At 43.9% G+C, this 18752-nt stretch carries 19 protein-coding genes; 3 read left to right on the forward strand and 16 right to left on the reverse strand.

Annotated features, from left to right (window positions below; genetic code table 11):
- Nucleotides 1-93: 93 nt before the first annotated feature.
- Genes FZ954_RS05060 through FZ954_RS05070 form a run of 3 tightly spaced genes read right to left on the reverse strand, consistent with a single transcriptional unit; the run spans nucleotide 94 to nucleotide 3183 of the window.
- Nucleotides 94-1350: an ABC transporter permease gene (locus FZ954_RS05060; protein WP_125370650.1), complete on the reverse strand. Its 1257-nt coding sequence runs from the start codon at nucleotides 1348-1350 to the stop codon at nucleotides 94-96.
- Entirely contained in the window at nucleotides 1350-2048 is a 699-nt protein-coding gene (locus FZ954_RS05065) for an ABC transporter ATP-binding protein (RefSeq protein WP_125373290.1), read from the reverse strand. Before FZ954_RS05065 ends, FZ954_RS05060 begins: the two co-directional genes overlap by 1 nt.
- On the reverse strand, nucleotides 2032-3183 hold the full coding sequence (locus FZ954_RS05070) for an efflux RND transporter periplasmic adaptor subunit (protein WP_005590698.1): 1152 nt from the start codon (nucleotides 3181-3183) through the stop codon (nucleotides 2032-2034). Before FZ954_RS05070 ends, FZ954_RS05065 begins: the two co-directional genes overlap by 17 nt.
- A gap of 213 nt (nucleotides 3184-3396) precedes the next feature.
- On the opposite strand from FZ954_RS05070, the gene gorA reads away from it, so the two are divergent.
- Entirely contained in the window at nucleotides 3397-4746 is a 1350-nt protein-coding gene (gorA, locus tag FZ954_RS05075) for a glutathione-disulfide reductase (protein WP_148877580.1), read from the forward strand.
- A 644-nt stretch (nucleotides 4747-5390) separates the two neighbouring features.
- On the forward strand, nucleotides 5391-5936 hold the full coding sequence (locus FZ954_RS05080; RefSeq protein ID WP_148877581.1) for a biotin transporter BioY: 546 nt from the start codon (nucleotides 5391-5393) through the stop codon (nucleotides 5934-5936).
- Between the two features lie 21 nt (nucleotides 5937-5957).
- On the opposite strand, the gene FZ954_RS05085 is transcribed toward FZ954_RS05080, so the two are convergent.
- A complete protein-coding gene (locus FZ954_RS05085; RefSeq protein ID WP_005590703.1) occupies nucleotides 5958-6173 on the reverse strand; it encodes a YdbC family protein in 216 nt (71 codons plus the stop codon).
- Between the two features lie 89 nt (nucleotides 6174-6262).
- Here FZ954_RS05085 and FZ954_RS05090 point away from each other — a divergent pair, with 89 nt between their 5' ends.
- Nucleotides 6263-6619: a hypothetical protein gene (locus FZ954_RS05090; RefSeq protein WP_148877582.1), complete on the forward strand. Its 357-nt coding sequence runs from the start codon at nucleotides 6263-6265 to the stop codon at nucleotides 6617-6619.
- Nucleotides 6620-6762: 143 nt separating this feature from the next.
- Here the strand turns inward: FZ954_RS05090 and FZ954_RS05095 are convergent, their stop codons facing one another.
- The 12 genes from FZ954_RS05095 to era all read right to left on the reverse strand — a co-directional run bounded on the left by FZ954_RS05095 (nucleotide 6763) and on the right by era (nucleotide 18747).
- Nucleotides 6763-8049, reverse strand: coding sequence for a U32 family peptidase (locus tag FZ954_RS05095; RefSeq protein ID WP_048791652.1), 1287 nt, complete (start codon nucleotides 8047-8049; stop codon nucleotides 6763-6765).
- A 208-nt stretch (nucleotides 8050-8257) separates the two neighbouring features.
- Nucleotides 8258-9964, reverse strand: a complete 1707-nt coding sequence (locus tag FZ954_RS05100; protein ID WP_148877583.1) for a C69 family dipeptidase — start codon at nucleotides 9962-9964, stop codon at nucleotides 8258-8260.
- Nucleotides 9965-10288: 324 nt separating this feature from the next.
- On the reverse strand, nucleotides 10289-11152 hold the full coding sequence (tehB, locus tag FZ954_RS05105; protein WP_148877584.1) for an SAM-dependent methyltransferase TehB: 864 nt from the start codon (nucleotides 11150-11152) through the stop codon (nucleotides 10289-10291).
- A gap of 215 nt (nucleotides 11153-11367) precedes the next feature.
- The gene (smpB, locus tag FZ954_RS05110; protein WP_002894882.1) at nucleotides 11368-11835 is read right to left on the reverse strand and encodes an SsrA-binding protein SmpB; all 468 of its coding nucleotides are present in this window, start codon (nucleotides 11833-11835) and stop codon (nucleotides 11368-11370) included.
- Nucleotides 11798-14146: a ribonuclease R gene (gene rnr, locus FZ954_RS05115; protein WP_148877585.1), complete on the reverse strand. Its 2349-nt coding sequence runs from the start codon at nucleotides 14144-14146 to the stop codon at nucleotides 11798-11800. The genes smpB and rnr overlap by 38 nt, the downstream gene beginning before the upstream one ends.
- Nucleotides 14147-14229: 83 nt before the next feature.
- Complete coding sequence (gene secG / locus FZ954_RS05120; RefSeq protein WP_005590722.1) at nucleotides 14230-14463, reverse strand: preprotein translocase subunit SecG; 234 nt, start codon at nucleotides 14461-14463, stop codon at nucleotides 14230-14232.
- A 41-nt stretch (nucleotides 14464-14504) separates the two neighbouring features.
- Nucleotides 14505-14654 (reverse strand): 50S ribosomal protein L33, encoded by a 150-nt coding sequence (gene rpmG, locus FZ954_RS05125; protein WP_005590723.1) that lies wholly within the window; start codon nucleotides 14652-14654, stop codon nucleotides 14505-14507.
- Nucleotides 14654-15850: a multidrug efflux MFS transporter gene (locus FZ954_RS05130; protein WP_398587633.1), complete on the reverse strand. Its 1197-nt coding sequence runs from the start codon at nucleotides 15848-15850 to the stop codon at nucleotides 14654-14656. Before FZ954_RS05130 ends, rpmG begins: the two co-directional genes overlap by 1 nt.
- Before the next feature lie 10 nt (nucleotides 15851-15860).
- Nucleotides 15861-16457: a dephospho-CoA kinase gene (gene coaE, locus FZ954_RS05135; RefSeq protein ID WP_148877587.1), complete on the reverse strand. Its 597-nt coding sequence runs from the start codon at nucleotides 16455-16457 to the stop codon at nucleotides 15861-15863.
- Between the two features lie 5 nt (nucleotides 16458-16462).
- Nucleotides 16463-17287, reverse strand: a complete 825-nt coding sequence (gene mutM, locus FZ954_RS05140; RefSeq protein WP_148877588.1) for a DNA-formamidopyrimidine glycosylase — start codon at nucleotides 17285-17287, stop codon at nucleotides 16463-16465.
- Nucleotides 17288-17314: 27 nt separating this feature from the next.
- Nucleotides 17315-17791 carry an NUDIX hydrolase gene (locus FZ954_RS05145; RefSeq protein WP_148877589.1) on the reverse strand — a complete coding sequence of 159 codons (477 nt, stop codon included), beginning with the start codon at nucleotides 17789-17791 and terminating at the stop codon, nucleotides 17315-17317.
- Between the two features lie 56 nt (nucleotides 17792-17847).
- Entirely contained in the window at nucleotides 17848-18747 is a 900-nt protein-coding gene (gene era / locus FZ954_RS05150) for a GTPase Era (RefSeq protein WP_048791656.1), read from the reverse strand.
- Nucleotides 18748-18752: the final 5 nt, after the last annotated feature.

Below are 18752 nucleotides of genomic sequence, written 5' to 3' on the forward strand. Positions count from 1 at the left end.
AACTTACACAATTTTTAAAAAACAAATCCCACTGGAATTCCAGTGGGATTTTTCACATGACAAAAAGTCTGGTTTCCCAGACTTTTACTTACATTATTCATATCTCAGCGCTTCAATCGGATCTAATTTAGATGCTTTATTGGCTGGCAGGATACCAAAGACAATCCCAACCATGGCTGAGAAGACAAGGCTTCCAACTGCTGCAGTGACAGAGACAACTGGTGGGCCTCCAAATACGTTTTCAGGCACGACTGCAGCTAGCAGAGCATTGATCCCGTAGGCAAGGCTAAGACCAAGCAGGCCACCGATAAGGGTCAATACCATGGATTCAATCAAGAACTGCGTGAGAATATTTCCACGCGTTGCTCCAAGAGCTTTTCGCAAACCAATTTCCCGTGTCCGCTCTGTAACGGATACTAGCATGATATTCATCACACCGATACCACCAACAAAGAGGGAAATTCCTGCAATAGCTCCGATAACACCGGTCATAGTTCCTGTGATTTGATTGTACTGCTCCAGCAAGGTATCCATATTCAGGATTTGATATTCTCCTTGACGAGCTCCTGAAAGAGCCGTCAATTCTTTGGCCGCTTCTACACCAACTTCGTTGATACGATCCACTTCTGGCACATAGATATAGACAGTTGAGATTTCATCTGTATGAAATTCAGATGCTACCTGTGTATTAGCCATCAAGGCGCTACCTGAGCTCATACTCATGCTCTGACCAGCATTGGGATCCTTATAGATACCAACAACCCGATAATTACTATCACCGACTGAAACTATTTTATTCAGGGCTTCCGCACTACTTCCAAACAGGCTGGTTGCCACTGTTTCATCAATCATCATCACATTAGAAAAACTTTGATAGTCACTAGGCAAGAGAGTTCGTCCAGCTAAAATCTCATATTTTCTAATTTTAAAGAATGTAGCATTCACGCCCGTAATGTTGACCTTATCAGACTTCTTGTTCTGATAAGAAAAGTCAGCTGTCGAACCGTTGGTCACATAATAGCCCTTGACTCCGTCAATTTTGAGTAGTTCCTTGACCCAAGACTCTTGGACAACAGGTGGTTCCTCTAGTATCTCACTATCTGCATCTTGACCACCATTGACCTCCATCAAATTAACTCCCATCGTATAATTATTTTTAGTGGGAGAATAAAGCAAGCTGACATACTTCTGTTCTTTTGTGATGCTCTTGGTAACTCCCTGTTGCATTCCATTTCCCAGTGCCAAGATGACGACAACAGACGCAACCCCGATGATAATCCCAATCATGGTCAGAAAAGCCCGCATCTTATGCCCAAGAATGGAACTAATGGCAAATTTAAAATTTTGCATTAATCACGTTCCTCCTTCTCAGCGCTATCTGAAGAGATGACCCCATCACGAATGACAATCTGACGCTTAGCATAGGCAGCAATTTCAGGTTCGTGAGTAACCATGATAATCGTTTTTCCTTCAGCGTTCAACTCCGTCAAGAGTTCCATAATTTGCTCGCCAGTTTTGGTATCGAGGGCTCCTGTCGGCTCGTCGGCAAGAATAATCGAAGGATTGTTTACCAAGGCACGCGCAATCGCAACACGTTGCTTCTGTCCCCCAGACAACTCTGATGGCAAGTGAGTCATACGAGTGCCCAAATCTACTTTTTCTAAATACTGCTTAGCTAAATTTTTTCGACTTCCTTGTGACACCCCCGCATAAATCAACGGGAGTTCCACATTTTGAAGGGCATTTAATTTAGATAAGAGGAAAAATTGCTGAAAAACGAAGCCGATTTGATTATTGCGAACCTTGGCTAATTTTTTGTCACCCAAGTTTGCAACATCTTCATTTCCTAAAAAATACTCACCAGTAGAAGGACGATCCAACATCCCGATAATATTCATCAGGGTGGACTTTCCGGAACCTGACGGCCCCATAATGGCCACAAACTCGCCTTCTTCAACTGTCAAATTGATATTTTTTAAAACTTTAAGTTCTTGATCACCATTCCGATAGGTTTTATTAATATTCCGTAGATCAATGAGTTTTTTCATCCGCTTTCACCTCTTGACCATCTTTCAAGCTATCTGTTGGATTGGTGATAACTTTACTGTCTTTTGTCAAACCAGATGAGATTTCTTGATTTTCAGCATCAGCATTTCCTAAGGTCACTTCCACTTTCTTTGCTTTACCTTTTTCGACAGTCCAAACGTAGTTCTTGTCTCCGTCTGAGATGATACTGCTTGCTGGTACAAGAATCCCTTTTGTATTGTTTTTCACTTCAACGCTGACAGAGAAACCTTGCTTCAAATCACCAATTTCACTTGTAATATCGACTGTAAATGGATATTTTGCAGAGGAAGCTGCGCCACCTGTATTAGTTGATGAAGCTTGCTGTCCATCCTTAGGATAGTTGGAAATATAGCTAATTTTACCTGTCCATTTTTTATCTGGATACACTTTTGAGGTAATGGTTACTTCTTGTCCAACTGACAAATTAGCCAGATTGTACTCAGAGAGTTCTCCCTTGATTTGAAGGCTACCATTGCTGACGATGTGCACCAAGGTTTGGTTAGTTCCTGTTGTGGATTTGGATACATCGCGGTTTACTTCTACTACTGTCCCCTCAACAGTACTTGTAACAGTCGCTGCATTCAACAAAGCTTGCGCCTTGTTCATATTGTCCACAGCGTCTGAACGTGCATCACGCAAATCAGCCAGTTGAGAATCGACGGTACGTTGAGCAGAAGCAAGGGATTTACTATCCGTCTCTTCATCGCCAGTTTTTTCTACTGTCGCCCCATTAGTCTGTAAGTCATTAATCTGACGGTCAGCCTTATTGACAGCACGAACTGCTGCATCATAATTTGCTTGAGCTTCTGTGCTCTTATATTGAACAAGTGCTTGTCCTACAGCTACTTGGTCGCCAACATTGACTAGGACGGACTCCAAGTCGCCCTTGGTAGCATCATAATAAACATATTGCTCTGAGTTAGCCGTTACGGTCCCCGTCAACAGGACAGATGAGGCTATGCTACCTTCTTTTGCCTGCTGCACAATTGGTGCAACTTCCTTAGGTTCTGTTGTAGAACTAAGATTGCTCAGGACTATTGCAGAAATTGCTCCCAATACAACTACAACAGCAACTCCGATAATACTAAATAGCTGCCATTTTTTCAGCTTTTTCATCTTTTTTCCTCCTCTTGATGAAAACCATTTTTCTTTTATACTACATTATATCATATGCCTAACATATTGTGATAGGAAAAGAGACAAAATCCCTAAAAGACCATTTTTCCTCTAAAAACGCTGCAGGATCTCTAAATCATAGCAGATTTTTGCATTCATTTTCTAAAAAAGGTACAATTACTTCATATTGATTAAAGGAGCTTCTATCTAACTATGAAAGAATTCGATATTATTGCAATTGGCGGTGGTAGCGGGGGTATTGCTACCATGAATCGTGCTGGTGAGCATGGTGCTAAAGCAGCTGTCATTGAAGAAAAGAAATTAGGGGGAACCTGTGTCAATGTCGGTTGTGTCCCTAAAAAAATCATGTGGTACGGTGCTCAGATTGCCGAGGCCATCCAACACTACGGACCAGACTATGGCTTTACTTCAGAAAATCAGCACTTTGACTTTGCTACCTTACGAAAGAATCGGGAAGCCTACATTGACCGCGCTCGCTCATCCTATGATGGCAGCTTCAAACGCAACGGCGTTGAACTGATCGAAGGTCGCGCTCATTTCGTTGACAAGCATACAGTCGAAGTCAATGGAGAATTGATTCGCGCCAAGCACATCGTTATCGCAACGGGTGCACATGCAGCCATTCCTCAGATTCCTGGTGCCGAATACGGTGAGACTTCTGATGATGTCTTTGCTTGGGAAGAGCTACCCAAGTCTGTTGCTGTCGTCGGAGCAGGCTATATCGCAGTGGAGCTTGCTGGTGTCCTCCATACTCTAGGTGTCAAGACGGATCTCTTTGTCCGTCGCGACCGTCCTCTCCGCAATTTCGATAGCTATCTGATTGACGGATTGGTAGCTGAGATGGAAAAATCTGGCCCTAGTCTTCATGCTCACAAGATACCCGAACGAGTGGAAAAACTTCCTGATGGCCAACTACAACTCTACTTCCAAGACGGCAGTAGCCATATTGCCGATCGGATCATCTGGGCTATTGGCCGCAAGCCAAATGTCCAAGGGCTCAATCTTGATGCTGCAGGAGTTACCCTAAATGACCGTGGCTTTATCGCTGTGGATGAGTACCAAAACACTGTCGTACCTGGCATCTATGCCTTGGGCGATGTGACGGGCGAAAAAGAGCTGACGCCAGTAGCAATCAAGGCTGGCCGCACCCTGTCTGAGCGCCTCTTTAACGGCAAGACAGATGCCAAGATGGATTACTCCACTATTCCGACTGTCGTCTTCTCCCACCCCGCTATTGGCACAGTAGGGCTGACGGAGGAAGAAGCTATTCGAGATTATGGTGCTGAGCAAGTTCATGTCTACACCTCTAGCTTCACATCCATGTACTCAGCTGTCACCCAGCACCGCCAGCAGGCTCGCTTCAAGCTTATCACTGCTGGTCAGGATGAAAAGGTTGTCGGCCTCCACGGCATTGGCTATGGCGTAGATGAGATGATCCAAGGCTTCGCTGTTGCTATTAAGATGGGAGCTACCAAAGCCGACTTCGACGCCACCGTTGCCATCCACCCAACTGGCTCCGAAGAATTTGTCACCATGCGCTAAAAGTTTCTTCTTTTGCCTTTCTACAGCTCAGTATTATCATAAAATAAAGAAAAGAAGACAACCATAACTTATCCTTTCATTTTTGATTTTTATCTTACATTTTTGTAAGAAAGAAGTCTTATGCCATTTGGTTAGAGCTAGTCACACTATCTGGCTTTGTTCTTTGACTTCTTTCTTTATTTTAAAGCACAAAATTCAATTATCATTCAAGAAATTCTAAATTATTTCTAAAATTGAGGAAGATTTATTTAATGGATCTTCCTCTTTTTTATTTAGTTGGCTCACTTCTTCTGGACAAACTTATAAATTGTAATTTTTGAAGATAGTCTTATTTTCTTGAAATATTCATGACTTCCCAACCATCTTTTACCCTTTCTGCTATTCAAAAAACCGTATTTTTGATATGATAGTAAGAAATACTAAGAGAAAGGGGATTGGAAATGAGCAAGACGAAAAAATTATTAGCAGCTCTGGGAATTATTTTCTTTAATATTTTTGGTTTAATCGCCTTTATCTTCCTCCTCATTCGGAGCCGCAAAAAGCGGAAATAAGCAAACAACTGTCTAGTCTGATGTAAAAAGACTTGACTTTTTTTTATTTTGATTTAAAATAGTTACCATAATTTTAAAAAGAGGTTTACTATTATGAACAAGAACAAAGCTTTTCTTCTTGCCCTCCCAGCTATCGGCGCTGCATTCTTAGCTGTACTCTCCCAGCTTAGTTTCTCTATCGGTACCATTCCCATTACGCTGCAGACCTTTGCCGTGGGCTTAATTGCAACCATTTTTAAAACCCGCGAAGCTGTCTTGTCTGTTCTGCTTTATCTGCTGCTAGGAGCTATTGGTCTGCCGGTATTTGCCGGAGGAAGCGGTGGATTTCAAGCACTTTTTGGTCCAAGCGCGGGCTACCTCTGGGCTTATCTACTCTTTGCGCTGCTTACTTCCAGTCTGACAAGCAAGGATAGCAAGTTTTACACGATCTTTTTGGCTAATCTGATCGGAGATACACTGGTCTTCGTCGGTGGAGTTATCGGACTTCATTTTCTAGCTAATATGGAATTTTCTAAAGCCATTGCCGTTGGTGTCACACCTTTCATTCTTCCTGATCTTTTAAAAATTGTAGCAATTACGCTCATCAGCATTCCTATTTTTAAGAGTCTGAAATTCCATCCCTATTTTTCAGAGAAATAGAAAAAACGGATAGAGTTTTCTCTACCCGTTTTTAAACGCATCCAAAAGAACTTGAAATTCTTCATTGGAAAGGGTGATTCCCTTACCCATCTTGCTGTGGTCAGGACTCCAAGTGCGAATATCGTACTTGGCAGGCGCCCCGTTAAAACTTACGCGGTTTAGCTCCTTGGTCCAACCTTTCTCATTTTCCGATAAAACGAGCAATTTTTCCTCGATTTCAAATTTAAAATCTGCCATACTTTACCTCTTTTCTACTTTCTATCTCATTATTCGTAAAAGATTTTACTTTTTTACTTATTTTATTATATAATATATTGTAACAAGTTATGGAGATTTTATCTATGAAAAAATATCTCGAAATGATTTTACAAAAGACGAATGAGTTTATCAATTATAAAAAGACAGATCAGGAAGAGGACGACAAGAGTCATATCCTACATACGATTGACTTAGCTCTGCGGAAAAATTCTGGTGTCCATGTTATTTTTCTGGATAAGAATTTTACTGGAGATATTGTCAAATATGACCGTGACCGCCAACAGTTGATTGTCAAAAATTTCAAAAAAAGCATGACGACCATCATCCGTGTGCCTGATATCCAACGCATCAGTCTAGTTCCCAATAACATCCGTGAAGCCCAGAGAAAAGATATTCGGCCCGAAAGCCGCAAATTCAAAAAATAACTCTTCAAATCAAAAGCGATTTGAAGAGTTTTTTCTTTGAAAGTCAACAGCAGAATTTATAGGATAACTAGTTCTGCTATCAATTCGCATCAACTCAGGCAAGTCTTGCTTAACTAGCAAATTTCTCCAGACTTAGCTCCGAATTAAGCACGAACAGTCACACTAGTGCCATCTTCTTTATACAAATTGATTAAACCTTCCTTGCGGGCACGAACCATGTCACCAGGTTGGACTGGCTGCGGAACTGTAATCGTCAGTAATTCCATTGGGTTTGGCGCACGGTCAATCTTATTCCCTTTTTCATCATGGAGGTCAGTAATGTAGGTTTCAAAATGGCGGAAACCAGGTCCATAGAATTCCACTTGATCGCCTTCATGGATAACATTCCGCTGGCGAATGGTCGCAGTTTGTGTAGCCTCATCATAAGCAACCACTTCTGCTACAAATTTGTATTCTGGAATCTTACGACGGGCTCCAAAAAGCTGCTCATTCTCAGTTGGCGTATGGTAGTAAAAGCCAGTTGCCAACTCACGTTGAGCTACTTTCCACATTTCATCTACTAGATCTTGCTTAATAGCTTCAAACTTTTCTGGGCTTTCCAAATAAGCATCCACGGCTGCTTTGTAGCAGTTAGTTACCGTTGAAACGTAGTGAATAGACTTCATCCGACCTTCGATTTTCAAACTATCGACACCATTTTCAATCATATCAGGAATATGATCAATCATGGACATATCAACAGCTGACATTGAGAATTCTTCTGGAATTTCACCCTTCAAACTCTTGCGTTCTTGTCCGAAAGGCATGTCGTACAAATCATATTTCCAACGACAAGATTGTGAGCAACCGCCTCGGTTGGCATCACGCATACTCATGTGATTGGAAAGGGTACAACGGCCAGAGTAAGAAATACACATAGCCCCATGAACGAAAGCTTCGATTTCTACATCGGTACGCTTGCGAATCTCAGCCAGCTCAGCCATGGAAACCTCACGTGCCAAAACAACCCGTGTCAAACCAAGATTTTTCCAAAACTCAAGCGTTTCATAGTTGGTTGCACTAGCCTGCGTTGACAAGTGAATCTCCAGACCAGGTGCTTCAGAAGCTGCAATCGCAATCAAGGCTGGGTCAGAAACGATAACAGCCGCAATCCCAATGTCTCGCAAACGACGGAACCATTCTCCAGCTCCAGCCTCATTTCCTTCGTGCATGACCATATTGGCCGCTACATAGACCTTGGCACCATGCTCAGCCGCAAACTGGACACCTTCTTCCATTTGCTCAAAAGTGAAGTTCCCCGCACGACTACGCAAGCCATAGGCTTGACCACCAATAAAAACAGCATCTGCCCCATAGCGAACAGCTACTTTTAACTTTTCTAACGTACCGGCTGGTGACAGCACCTCTGGACGTTTTAATTTTTTTGTCATCTTTTCTCCTATTTGCAATATAAAAGTATTGATGTTTAACCCTATCTATTTTATAGCAATTTACCGCTAAAAGCAAGATGGAGCCTAGTTTTTTGACAATTCTAATCTTCTATCCTCATCTCCTTACTAAGTATTTTAGGATATAGGTTTATTATCCGAGAGAGGAAAAAAGCCAGAAGTCTTAAGCTTCTAGCTTTTCTTTCAAAATTTATTCTTCCTCCTTCTTTTTATTAAATTGTTTGTATCCGAAGAATCCAGCAACTAGCACAACCAATACGCCGATGACAATCCAAGTAGTTTGACTTGAGCTATCTTTCTTCGTATCGCTAGCTTTGTCCGCTGATTTTCCTTTTTCTGCATCAGCTAAGAGGTTTGCTTTGTTATATCCTGTATAGACAAGATCTGCATCTTTACCTTTTTCCTTCTTAATCTTTTCTTCCATCTCTGCTTCAACTGCTTTGATTTCCTTAAAGATTTTTTCTGAGCGTTCCAAGGCTTCCTTCGTCACTTCTGGACCAGCGGCTTTGGCTTGTTCATCTGTGTAGTTTGCATATTTGGCATCACGTTCGGTTTGTTCTTTATCCCATTCAGCTTCTTTTTCTTTCCATTTTTCTTGGATGCTGTTACCAAAGATTTCTGGATATTTCATAACCATTTGGTCAATATGCCATACAGTCCAATACCAAGATTTTCCGTCATATTTAGTAGAACGGTTCTTGAAAGCTTCGTAAGTATCTTCTACATTACCATAGAATGGTACATATGGTGTGTTGCGACTTTGTGCCAGACCCAGCCACATAACACCACCAAAGGCATTTGGTAGGTTTGGTTTGATTTGATAAACGTGGGCGTCGATTACGTTTTCGTTACCTAGTGCATATTTGTAAACATTGCCATCGATCTTCTTACCGACTTCAACTAAGTCATCTGCTTTATATTCTGGCAAGTGTTCAAAACGATTTCTTTGTTCAGCGATCACATCATGAACTGTGTATTTCTTATTTGGATCAGTTGGTTCGCGCAAGAGATCAAAAGCTTCATCGTCATAATTTACTTTTGCTTGTGGATCCATCCACTTGATACCTGCATAGGTCCGAGAACGGTTACGTTCCATATATTTATCAGGTCCGTATGATTTAGCAATCATAAAGTTGCCATCTTTGTCAGTCTTATAGTTGTCTGCTTTTTTAGCTACTTCTTCCACATCTTTAGAAGCAATGACATTTTCCTTATCGTTCAAGTCAACGTGACCAAGATAGTAAGTGTTCGCAAAGACAGCATACTTATTCGTTGGGAATTTGATAGCTACGTATTGGTGACCAGACAGGATTTCCATGTACCACAGCTCATTCTTATCTGCTGCAACGATGATATTTCCTTCTGCTGATCCTTTTTCGTCCAGAACTTTCGCAACTGTCTCAATAACTTCACGTGCTGTTTTTGCACGAGGCAAAGCCAGGTCAACTAATGATGCTTCTGGAAGACCATCTTTTACAAGTGGGTCTTCTTTTAACACTTTGTCATTTGGTGTTGCTGAAACGGTCGCTGTCATAGCTACACCAAGTTCATTAAAGCCATGCGCAGCGAAGTTTCCGTTACTTCCGTTGTCACGATCAGAGTCGTAGACAGCTGTGTATTTCATTTCATTCGCCAAATGCGGATAGGTAAAGCCATTTGACTCGTCTTCTATCTTATCGCCATCTTTATAGGTCTTAGCTGGCACAACTACATAGTTTTGATTGTGCCGACCACCGTCAGGGGCGTAGGGATAGTCCTCTGTCCGACCAAATAGAGTAGAGCCATCTGCTGTCAGGTCTTTACCGACAATAAACGCAGAACACGCTTGTGCCACATGAACAGGCAAAAGAGCAACTAACATTGCAAGGAACATTAGTCTGAGCAGTATTTTCTTCATAGTCTATCTCCTTTTGACTATCTGCGGGGCTGGAATCAACTCCCAGTCTAAACAACATAAACCGTAATACCTTAACATTCCTATTTTAGTATACTCTCTTTCTAAATTTTTTGCAAGCGTTTACACAAAATTGTGTATATTTTTTATCTAATCTATATTTCCTCTACTTTTTTCTCAAATCAGAGCAGATAAACAAAAAAATAGCCCCATCTTATTTAGAGGAAAGGCTATTATTTTTTGTCTTATCAGAAAATATCCTACTATAAAATCTTTATAATCAATTCACTAGAGATTTTGGCAGAGCCGACTTGAGCTTCAAAGAATTTATCTCACTTTTTTAGCCAGCATAGTCGCAAAGCGGAGCTGAATCCGATTCCCGTTTTCATCACGGCGATGGAGGTGGCCAGGATTTTCATTGTACTTAACCAGTTCCCAGTCTTTATAATACTCGGCAAGCTCCCCTTCCTTAAAGGTAAATGGGAAGGGAACAGAGCAAGGGAAATCCTCTGTATCCATAGCACAGACGATGAGATTGTAGCCACCAAGCGCTGTATGTTCTTGCATATTGCGGATAATATCTGGAATCCGCTCTGCCTGCAGGAACATCAGAACAACGGTAGAAACGATCAAATCATAAGTCTGGGTCAGACTAGCTGAGTTGATATCGTAAGTCCCAACTGGCAGATCCAAATCTTCCTGCTCGACAATGCTACGTAGGATTTCCAGTGCCAGCTCATTCTGATCTACGGCCGTTACTTCAAAGCCCTGCTTGGCCAAAAAGAGAGCATTGCGGCCTTGACCACAGCCGAGATCTAAGGCCCGTCCTGGTCGGACCGTCTGCATGGCTTCCAAAACCTCTGAGTGCACTGGATTGCTGCCGTATTTCTTAGGGAAGTAATCCTCAGGCCGACAGTAAAACTCCAAATACCACTCCAAATCATCTGTCAAGGCTTCGACCCGATGCCAAGCTTGGGGCTGGGAGAAAGGATTATCCTGACCAGCTTCAAAGATGTGCTCAGCTAGCTCCTCACCTTCCTCTGACATCTCAATAAACTTAAGGCGTCCCTTGAGAACAGTGATTTTGCCCCAAGTTCCCTCTTTGGTATTGTGCTTGTTCTTGACCAGTTCGGGCATGGTCTCAGCTGTCCACACTGGCATGCGTTTATAAGCTAGCAATTTTTCTGTCATAAAAAATCCTTTCTCTGAAAGCCAAATTTCAAAATTTTAACTGTCTTTATCATACTCGAAAAGAGCAGACTTGACAAGTGCTAAGGCATTCAAGGTATCACTATCAAAAAAGCAAGAAATGATTCAGTAGTCAATTCTTGCTCATATCGTACATTAAGCTTTATTTTATAAATTATATCCCTTTATCTTATACGACAGCTTGTCCTGAAGATCTTTCATCTTGTATTAAAGTTCTTCATCTGTCTTGCTATGTCGCGGTTTTGTTCACGGCGTTTGATGGACTCGCGCTTGTCATAGTCGTGCTTCCCTTTGGCTAGACCGAGGAGGAGCTTGGCATAACCGTCCTTGAGATAGACCTTAAGCGGCACCAGCGTCATACCAGTTCCCTTGGTCTCTTGCTCCAGCTTTTGGATCTGCTTCTTATGCAGCAGCAGCTTTCTACGACGCTCAGGCTCTTGGTTCCAAATATTGCCCTCTTCATAAGGAGCGATATGGACATTGCTGAGCCAGGCCTCACCGTTCTTGATCTGGGCAAAGCCGTCTTTGAGATTGATACGGGCAGCCCGGACACTCTTGATTTCCGTCCCGGTCAGCACCATGCCAGCCTCTATGGTATCCACAATGGTGTAGTCGTGTCTGGCCTTTTTATTTTGCGCGACGACCTTTCCTTCTCCCTTTGCCATGCTTGGCTCCTTTCTTGACTAGTTCCTTGTAAAATGCCTTCTGGCTCTTGCCTTTCTTGGACTTCTTATCTTTCTTATCTCTGTTGCCTTTTTCTTTGGAAGAATGGCTGCGCTTGTCATCTTCACGGCGTCTCTTTTTGCCTGACCTGCCTCTGCCACTCTTGCTAGTCTTCTCTACCAGGTCAAATTCACTAGGCAGGTATTCAAAGTCAATCTCGCCCGTAGCCTTATCCGCTCGAACCAGCTTGATGCGAATCTGCTGACCGACCTTGAAGACCACGCCAGACTTTTCTCCTTGCAGGGTCATCGTCCGCTCATTGTAGCTGTAAAACTCTGGTAGGTTGGTAACATGGATCAAGCCTTCAACCGTATTGGGCAGTTCAACGAAGAGTCCAAATTTTACCACGCTTGAAATCACGCCGTCAAACTCTTCTCCAACAAATTCTTCCATGTACTCAGCCTTCTTCATGGCTTCGACTTCACGCTCGGCCTCGATAGCCCGACGCTCTCGGCTGGAAGACTGACTGGCAATCTCTGGAATCACTTGCTCAAAATGCTCTGCTATTTCTTTAGATTTGCCATAATCCCGCACCATCCGGTGAACCAGAAGGTCCGGATAGCGGCGAATCGGACTGGTGAAATGCGTATAATACTCCGCTGCCAGACCATAGTGGCCGTGATTGTGCTCAGAGTAGCGAGCCTGCTGCATGGAGCGCAAAAGCATCATAGACAGGACATCCTCATAAGGCTGGTCTTTGACCGCCTCCATAATATCCTGCAGAGCCTGCTGACTCATAGAGCTAGCCGTCCCGTATATCCGAATCCCAAAGCTAGAGGCGTAGTCGATGAACTTCTGCACCTTCTCTGCTTTAGGCTCCTCGTGGATCCGATAGATAAAGGGCAAATTTAGCTTAGCAAAATGCTCAGCCACCGTCTCATTCGCCACCAGCATAAAGGACTCAATCATGCGCTCAGCAATCCCCCGCTGACGCAGGACAATATCCACTGGCCGGCCTTCCTTGTTGACGATAATTTTAGCTTCATTGGTGTCAAAGTTGAGCGCTCCGCGTTTAAAGCGCATGCTTTCCAGAATCTCATGCAGGCGAACCATGCTGTCAATACTAGGCACAATGGCCTTGAACTGCGCAGCTTTTTCCTCATCACCTGCGATGATGTCGTTGACATCGCTGTAGGTCATGCGGAAGGTCGTTTTAATGACAGACTGAGTAATGGTATGCTTGACCACGCGCCCCTTGGCATCAATCTCCATAATAGCCGACTGGGTCAGACGGTCCACATTGGGATTGAGAGAGCAGATTCCATTGGACAGGCGCTCTGGCAGCATAGGCACCACGCGGTCGGTCACATAGACTGAGGTTGCTCGATTGAGGGCTTCTTTGTCTAGCTCAGAGCCTTCTTTGACATAGTAGGATACATCTGCGATGTGGACGCCCAGCTGAAAATGACCATTTTTCAAGCGCTTGATATGAACCGCATCGTCCAAGTCCTTGGCATCCGCTCCATCGATGGTGAAGGTAATCTCTTCACGCAGGTCCAAACGTCCTTCCAAATCACTCTCCGTCGGTGCGTCTGGAACTCGCTCGGCTTCTTCCAAGACCTTTTCTGGAAACTCGGAGACAATATCCATCGACTCTAGCACTTCCAGTACATCTATACCTGGATCATTGACATGACCGACCACATCGACCAGACTAGCCACGAAGAAATTGTGTTTCTTGGTCGGATATTTGTCAATAGCGACCTTGAGCACCTCTGTGCCATCCAAAACCATAGCTGGCTTTTTGACATAAATAGGCTGACGGATTTTCTGATTTTTTGAGCGGATATAGCCGGCATACTTGGGCTTTTCCTCATCCAACACCAGCTGGCCAACTGCCGACGTCAGGCTGTGTTCCAAAATATCGATAATCTTAGCCTCAGCTGACGTTCCCTTGATGCGGTCTGCCACCTTGGTAATGACCACTTCCACCGTATCGCCATCAATGGCATGATTGACATCATTACGGCTGACAAAAAGATCATCCTCTTCTTCATTCAGGGTGACAAAGCCAAAGCCATTCTTGTGGGCATGAAAAACACCCTTGAGCGTCAGACGCTCCTGCTTTTTTTTCTCGTAAAGCTCAATCCGCCCCTCATCATCAAAGCGAATCTGATGCTTTCTTTCCATTTGGGAGATCATCTTGACCAAGGCACTAAAGTCCTTGGAAGACTCTTTCCCCAGAGCAGCCGCCAGCTCATCCACGCTGGCCTGCTGCTTTTCTTTTAAATATTCTATGATTTCTTCTTTCATACTTTCTTTCTATACTATGAGGGACTCTTGTTATTGCCCCTTTTAAACTTTAAAAAAAGGCCAAGACAAAGTCAGAGCCCATTTTATTTACTAGATAATACTGCCAATATCAAGGCAATCAGCAACCAGACAAAGATCAAAAATCCTGTCAGACGCTGCATCACAGCTTCAAATCCCCGTGCTTTTGACCGCTCAAAAAGGTCGTTGGCACTCGAATCAAACACGTTACTAGATTGGTTTTTAGTTGGTTGCATGAAAATAGCAATGACAATAAAACCTGATAAAATGACTAAAATCGTTAATAATAGGCTATACATAAATAAAACTCCTTAAAATCTTTTCTATTTTACCATAAAATCTACTTAGATTCAAGATGTAAGGTTACTTTTCTTTCCTTGGGGCAGTACTTCAATACCTCAATCTTATCAGGATGAGTCTTACTATTCTTACTAGTTAGATAATTTTGACTGCCGCAACTGGAGCATTTCAAATGAATTTTAACGCGCACTAGATTTCCTTCTTTTTCAATAAATTTCCAAAACAAAAAAGGTTGCTAAGGAGACTCAATCCCACTAAGCCTGCTGTAGCATAAAAGACTGAATGATAGCCTGCTGTCGCTGCAATAGCCGAGCCTGACATGGGGCCGATGACACCACCCAGATAAAAGAAAATCTGGTTGTAGCTAAAGATTCGAGAAATCCCAAACTTAGGCGTGATTTTACTCAATAGAGCATTGACCCCGGGCACCAAGGCTCCGGTCCCTAAACCAAACAAGAATCGATAAAAACCGAGTTGGAGTGACGAGCCTGCATGAGCACAGAGCAGGTAAATGATAATGGAATAAAACTGAGCTAAAACCAACAGGCGATGATTGCCCATCCGATCCCCCATCCGACCTAAAATACTTGAGCTCAGCATACTAGACAGCCCCATACTCGAAACAATCAGGCCAGATACAAAAATTAAATTGTCCGTTTGGCCTAACTCCCGAATATAAAGGGAAAGAATCGGACCGATAGACTGGGCTGCAAACTGGATAACAAAGCTAGTCAGAAAAAGAGTTAGCAAGAGCTTGGGATATCTAATCTGGCGAATGAGTTCCCCAAAGCCAATCTCCTCTTCCTTGGTGACTGGCCTAAAATCTTCTCGGATAAAAGCAGCCGTCATCAGGGTCGCAATCAGAAAGAAAAAGCCAATCAGTAGAAAGACATTGCGGATACCAAAAACTTCAGCAATCACTCCACCAATTAAGGGCCCCATGAGATTGCCAGCGACGACACCAGTTGCCAAAGTTCCCAGCGCATAACCAGTCTTTTCCTTAGGAACCTGACTGGCAATCAAGGCGGTGCTGTTGGGCACATAGCCCGCAAAAACGCCGTTGAGAAAGCGTAAGACCAAGAGCCAAAAAATATTAGGCACAAAGGCAATGCCGCCCATGGTAAAGACCATAGCCGTAGCTGCCCGAATCATCATAGGTTTACGGCCATAGCGGTCAGCCAAACTACCCCAGACAGGGGATAAAAAGGCTGCCGAAACAGCCGAAAGGGCAATGCCAAGACCTGCATAGTACTCCACTTCGTGACCACGCGCTCCTAGCTGCTCCACAAAAAGGGGCATGAAAGGAGTGACCAGAGAAATACTGGCACCTGTCAGGAAATTCCCAAACCAGGCGATTTTCAGATTATGTTTCCAATTTACTTGTATCGTGATAGAATCATCTTCTTTCTAATTTCTGCAAAGCATCGCGAATCTGCTGTCGTGTTCCCTCAAGCGAGGCATTATTATCAATCAGCACGTCCGCCCTCTTTCGTTTTTCTTGGAGAGATAGCTGAGCTGCTATGCGTTTTTCTGCTTCTTCCCGACTGAGAGCATTTCGAGCCATAAGACGACTGAGCTGAATTTCCTCCGTCACATCCATCAGCCAGATTTGGTCAAACCAGTTATCATATCCTAACTCAAACAACAAGGGAAGGTCCATGAAAAAGATATCTTCCGTCTCTGCGAGTAAATCTCGCCTGCTAGCCAGTTCCTCTCGAATAATCTCGTTCTGAAGCTGGCTGGATTGCGCCAAGACTTCGGGATTTCCAAAAATCATAGTTCCCAGCTTGGGCCGATCCAAGCGGCCATCTTCCTGTAGGATAGCTGAGCCAAAAGCGGATAAAAGAGCTTGATAAAGCCGTCCGTCAGGCTCCTGCAGCTCATGCACCACTTGATCCGCATCAATGACTTGATAGCCCTGCTGCCGCAGAAACTCTGTCACTGTTGACTTACCCGAAGCAATGCCGCCGGTGATACCAATAATTCTTACCACAACAGCTACCTCGCTTTCTGGCAATGAGGACAGAGATGAGTACCGCGTCCACCCAGCTTAATTTTCTCAATCGGGCTGCCGCATCTAGCACAAGGTTGACCGGTCTTTCCATAGACCTGCAGAAAATCCTGCATCGTGCCATCTTCGCCCAAAGCATTGCGGTAGGTCCGAATGGTTGATCCTCTCTTTTCAATCCCAAGCTGCAAAACTTCTATAATCTGCTCACGCAGCCGTTTCACTTCAGCAGGCTTCAGACTAGCTGCTGACCTTGCCGGATGAATCCGCGCCCGCCAAAGGGCCTCGTCTACATAGATATTCCCTAGCCCAACGACCAAGGTTTGCTCCAGCAAATAAGGTTTGATGGGCTTCTTGGAACGACCCAAAGCTGCTGCAAAAGGCGCCAAGAGAAAGTCTGAATCTGTCGGCTCAGGACCAAGCTTTCTAGCAGCAAAATAAGGCTCCAGCTGATCCTTTCTCAAGAGCTCCATGGTCCCAAACTTGCGGACATCCTCATAAACAAGCGTCCCACCATCCGTCATCTGAAAAAAAACATGAGCATGCTTGCGCTCAGGCACCGCTTCAGGATAAAAAAGATACTTGCCTTCCATTCGCAGATGGGAAACCAGCACTCCGCCCGTCAGGTAAAAGAGCAAATACTTGCCCCGACGACCAATCCTTTCAATGGTCTGACCTGGCAAGTCATGGACAAAGCTATCCACTCCCGTTCCAATCATCTTGGTATAGCGGACTTGCACCTGCCCAATCGTCTTGCCAACAACCAGACGCTCCAAACCACGCCGAACCGTTTCCACTTCAGGTAATTCAGGCATAAAGCTCCTTTCTTAGTATTCTCAATATCATAGCCCCATAGCAAAGCTGTCCGAAAAATACTCATCCAGCATCAGGCGGTGTTTATTCGATACATTTTCCAGCTCTGCTATTTCTTCTTTAGAAAAAAAGCCTAAACACAGTGTTTCCTCATTATGAAAATTGGAAATATCAAAATCCTCCAGTGCCTGCAACTCATACAGAAAGACAACCGTCTGTACTTGGTCACCATTAGGATAGGATTCATCAAAATTCGTATAAACATTCAGCAAGCGCTTGGCTTCAACAGCAATGCCTGTCTCTTCGTAAAATTCACGCACGGCTGCTTGCAGAGAAGTCTCCCCGAGCTCCATAGCTCCTCCAGGAATCGCCCATGTTTTCTTATCACCTCGCAACTGCAGAAGCACACGACCGTCCTCGTCTGCTAGAATTCCACCAGCAAAATTCAGGATAACTTTATCATGCCCTACCTTGGAGCGAATATAGGAAATATAGTCTTTGTTCATTCAATTTCCCTATCTACAATTCAATCGATAACCAGAAATGAAAAATTCTTGCTCTTTTAATATTCCTTCTCATTATAGCCAAAGTCCGCCAAGTCCAGCTTCTTGTCTCTCCAGTTTTTCTTGACCTTGACCCAAGTTTCGAGGAAGACCTTGTCTCCGAGCATGAGCTCGATATCGCGACGAGCCATGGAACCAATTTTCTTTAGCATGGAGCCGCCTTTACCGATGATAATGCCTTTTTGGCTGTCTCGCTCGACCATGATCGTCGCTCGGATATGGACCTTGTCCGTCTCCTCGTCTCGCTTCATGCTGTCAACAACCACCGCAACTGAGTGGGGAATCTCTTCACGAGTCAGGTGTAGAACCTTCTCGCGAATCATTTCTGAAACCAAGAAACGCTCTGGATGGTCGGTAATCTGGTCTTCTGGGAAATATTGGAAACCTTCCTCCAAATTCTCACTGAGGATGTCAATCAGACGGGAAACATTGTTGCCCTGCAGAGCCGAAATCGGCACAATTTCTTTAAAGTCCATCTGCTGGCGGAAATCATCAATTTGCGCCAAGAGCTGATCCGGATGGACTTTATCAATCTTATTAACCACCAAAATAACTGGCACCTTAGCCGCTTTCAGGCGTTCGATAATCATATCATCGCCCTTACCACGCGCCTCATCAGCTGGCACCATGAAAAGAACCGTGTCCACCTCACGCAGCGTGCTGTAGGCTGCTTCCACCATGAAATCGCCTAAAGCCGTCTTAGGCTTGTGAATGCCCGGTGTGTCGATAAAGACAATCTGCTCCTTATCCGTCGTATAAATGCCCATAATCTTATTGCGGGTCGTCTGAGCCTTGTCACTCATGATGGCAATCTTTTGCCCCATGACATGATTCAAAAAAGTTGATTTGCCGACATTTGGTCGACCTAAAATGGCTACGAAGCCTGATTTAAAAGTCATTGTTC

The organism is Streptococcus sp. Marseille-P7375 (genome assembly GCF_902460365.1).
GTDB classification, from domain to species: Bacteria; Bacillota; Bacilli; order Lactobacillales; family Streptococcaceae; genus Streptococcus; species Streptococcus cristatus_I.

Bases quoted from the DNA above. Each gene is read 5' to 3' on its own strand.
- FZ954_RS05060 (WP_125370650.1), bottom strand. From the start codon at position 1,350: ATGCAAAATTTTAAATTTGCCATTAGTTCCATTCTTGGGCATAAGATG.
- FZ954_RS05065 (WP_125373290.1), bottom strand. From the start codon at position 2,048: ATGAAAAAACTCATTGATCTACGGAATATTAATAAAACCTATCGGAAT.
- FZ954_RS05070 (WP_005590698.1), bottom strand. From the start codon at position 3,183: ATGAAAAAGCTGAAAAAATGGCAGCTATTTAGTATTATCGGAGTTGCT.
- gorA (WP_148877580.1), top strand. From the start codon at position 3,397: ATGAAAGAATTCGATATTATTGCAATTGGCGGTGGTAGCGGGGGTATT.
- FZ954_RS05080 (WP_148877581.1), top strand. From the start codon at position 5,391: ATGAACAAGAACAAAGCTTTTCTTCTTGCCCTCCCAGCTATCGGCGCT.
- FZ954_RS05085 (WP_005590703.1), bottom strand. From the start codon at position 6,173: ATGGCAGATTTTAAATTTGAAATCGAGGAAAAATTGCTCGTTTTATCG.
- FZ954_RS05090 (WP_148877582.1), top strand. From the start codon at position 6,263: ATGGAGATTTTATCTATGAAAAAATATCTCGAAATGATTTTACAAAAG.
- FZ954_RS05095 (WP_048791652.1), bottom strand. From the start codon at position 8,049: ATGACAAAAAAATTAAAACGTCCAGAGGTGCTGTCACCAGCCGGTACG.
- FZ954_RS05100 (WP_148877583.1), bottom strand. From the start codon at position 9,964: ATGAAGAAAATACTGCTCAGACTAATGTTCCTTGCAATGTTAGTTGCT.
- tehB (WP_148877584.1), bottom strand. From the start codon at position 11,152: ATGACAGAAAAATTGCTAGCTTATAAACGCATGCCAGTGTGGACAGCT.
- smpB (WP_002894882.1), bottom strand. From the start codon at position 11,835: ATGGCAAAGGGAGAAGGAAAGGTCGTCGCGCAAAATAAAAAGGCCAGA.
- rnr (WP_148877585.1), bottom strand. From the start codon at position 14,146: ATGAAAGAAGAAATCATAGAATATTTAAAAGAAAAGCAGCAGGCCAGC.
- secG (WP_005590722.1), bottom strand. From the start codon at position 14,463: ATGTATAGCCTATTATTAACGATTTTAGTCATTTTATCAGGTTTTATT.
- mutM (WP_148877588.1), bottom strand. From the start codon at position 17,287: ATGCCTGAATTACCTGAAGTGGAAACGGTTCGGCGTGGTTTGGAGCGT.
- FZ954_RS05145 (WP_148877589.1), bottom strand. From the start codon at position 17,791: ATGAACAAAGACTATATTTCCTATATTCGCTCCAAGGTAGGGCATGAT.
- era (WP_048791656.1), bottom strand. From the start codon at position 18,747: ATGACTTTTAAATCAGGCTTCGTAGCCATTTTAGGTCGACCAAATGTC.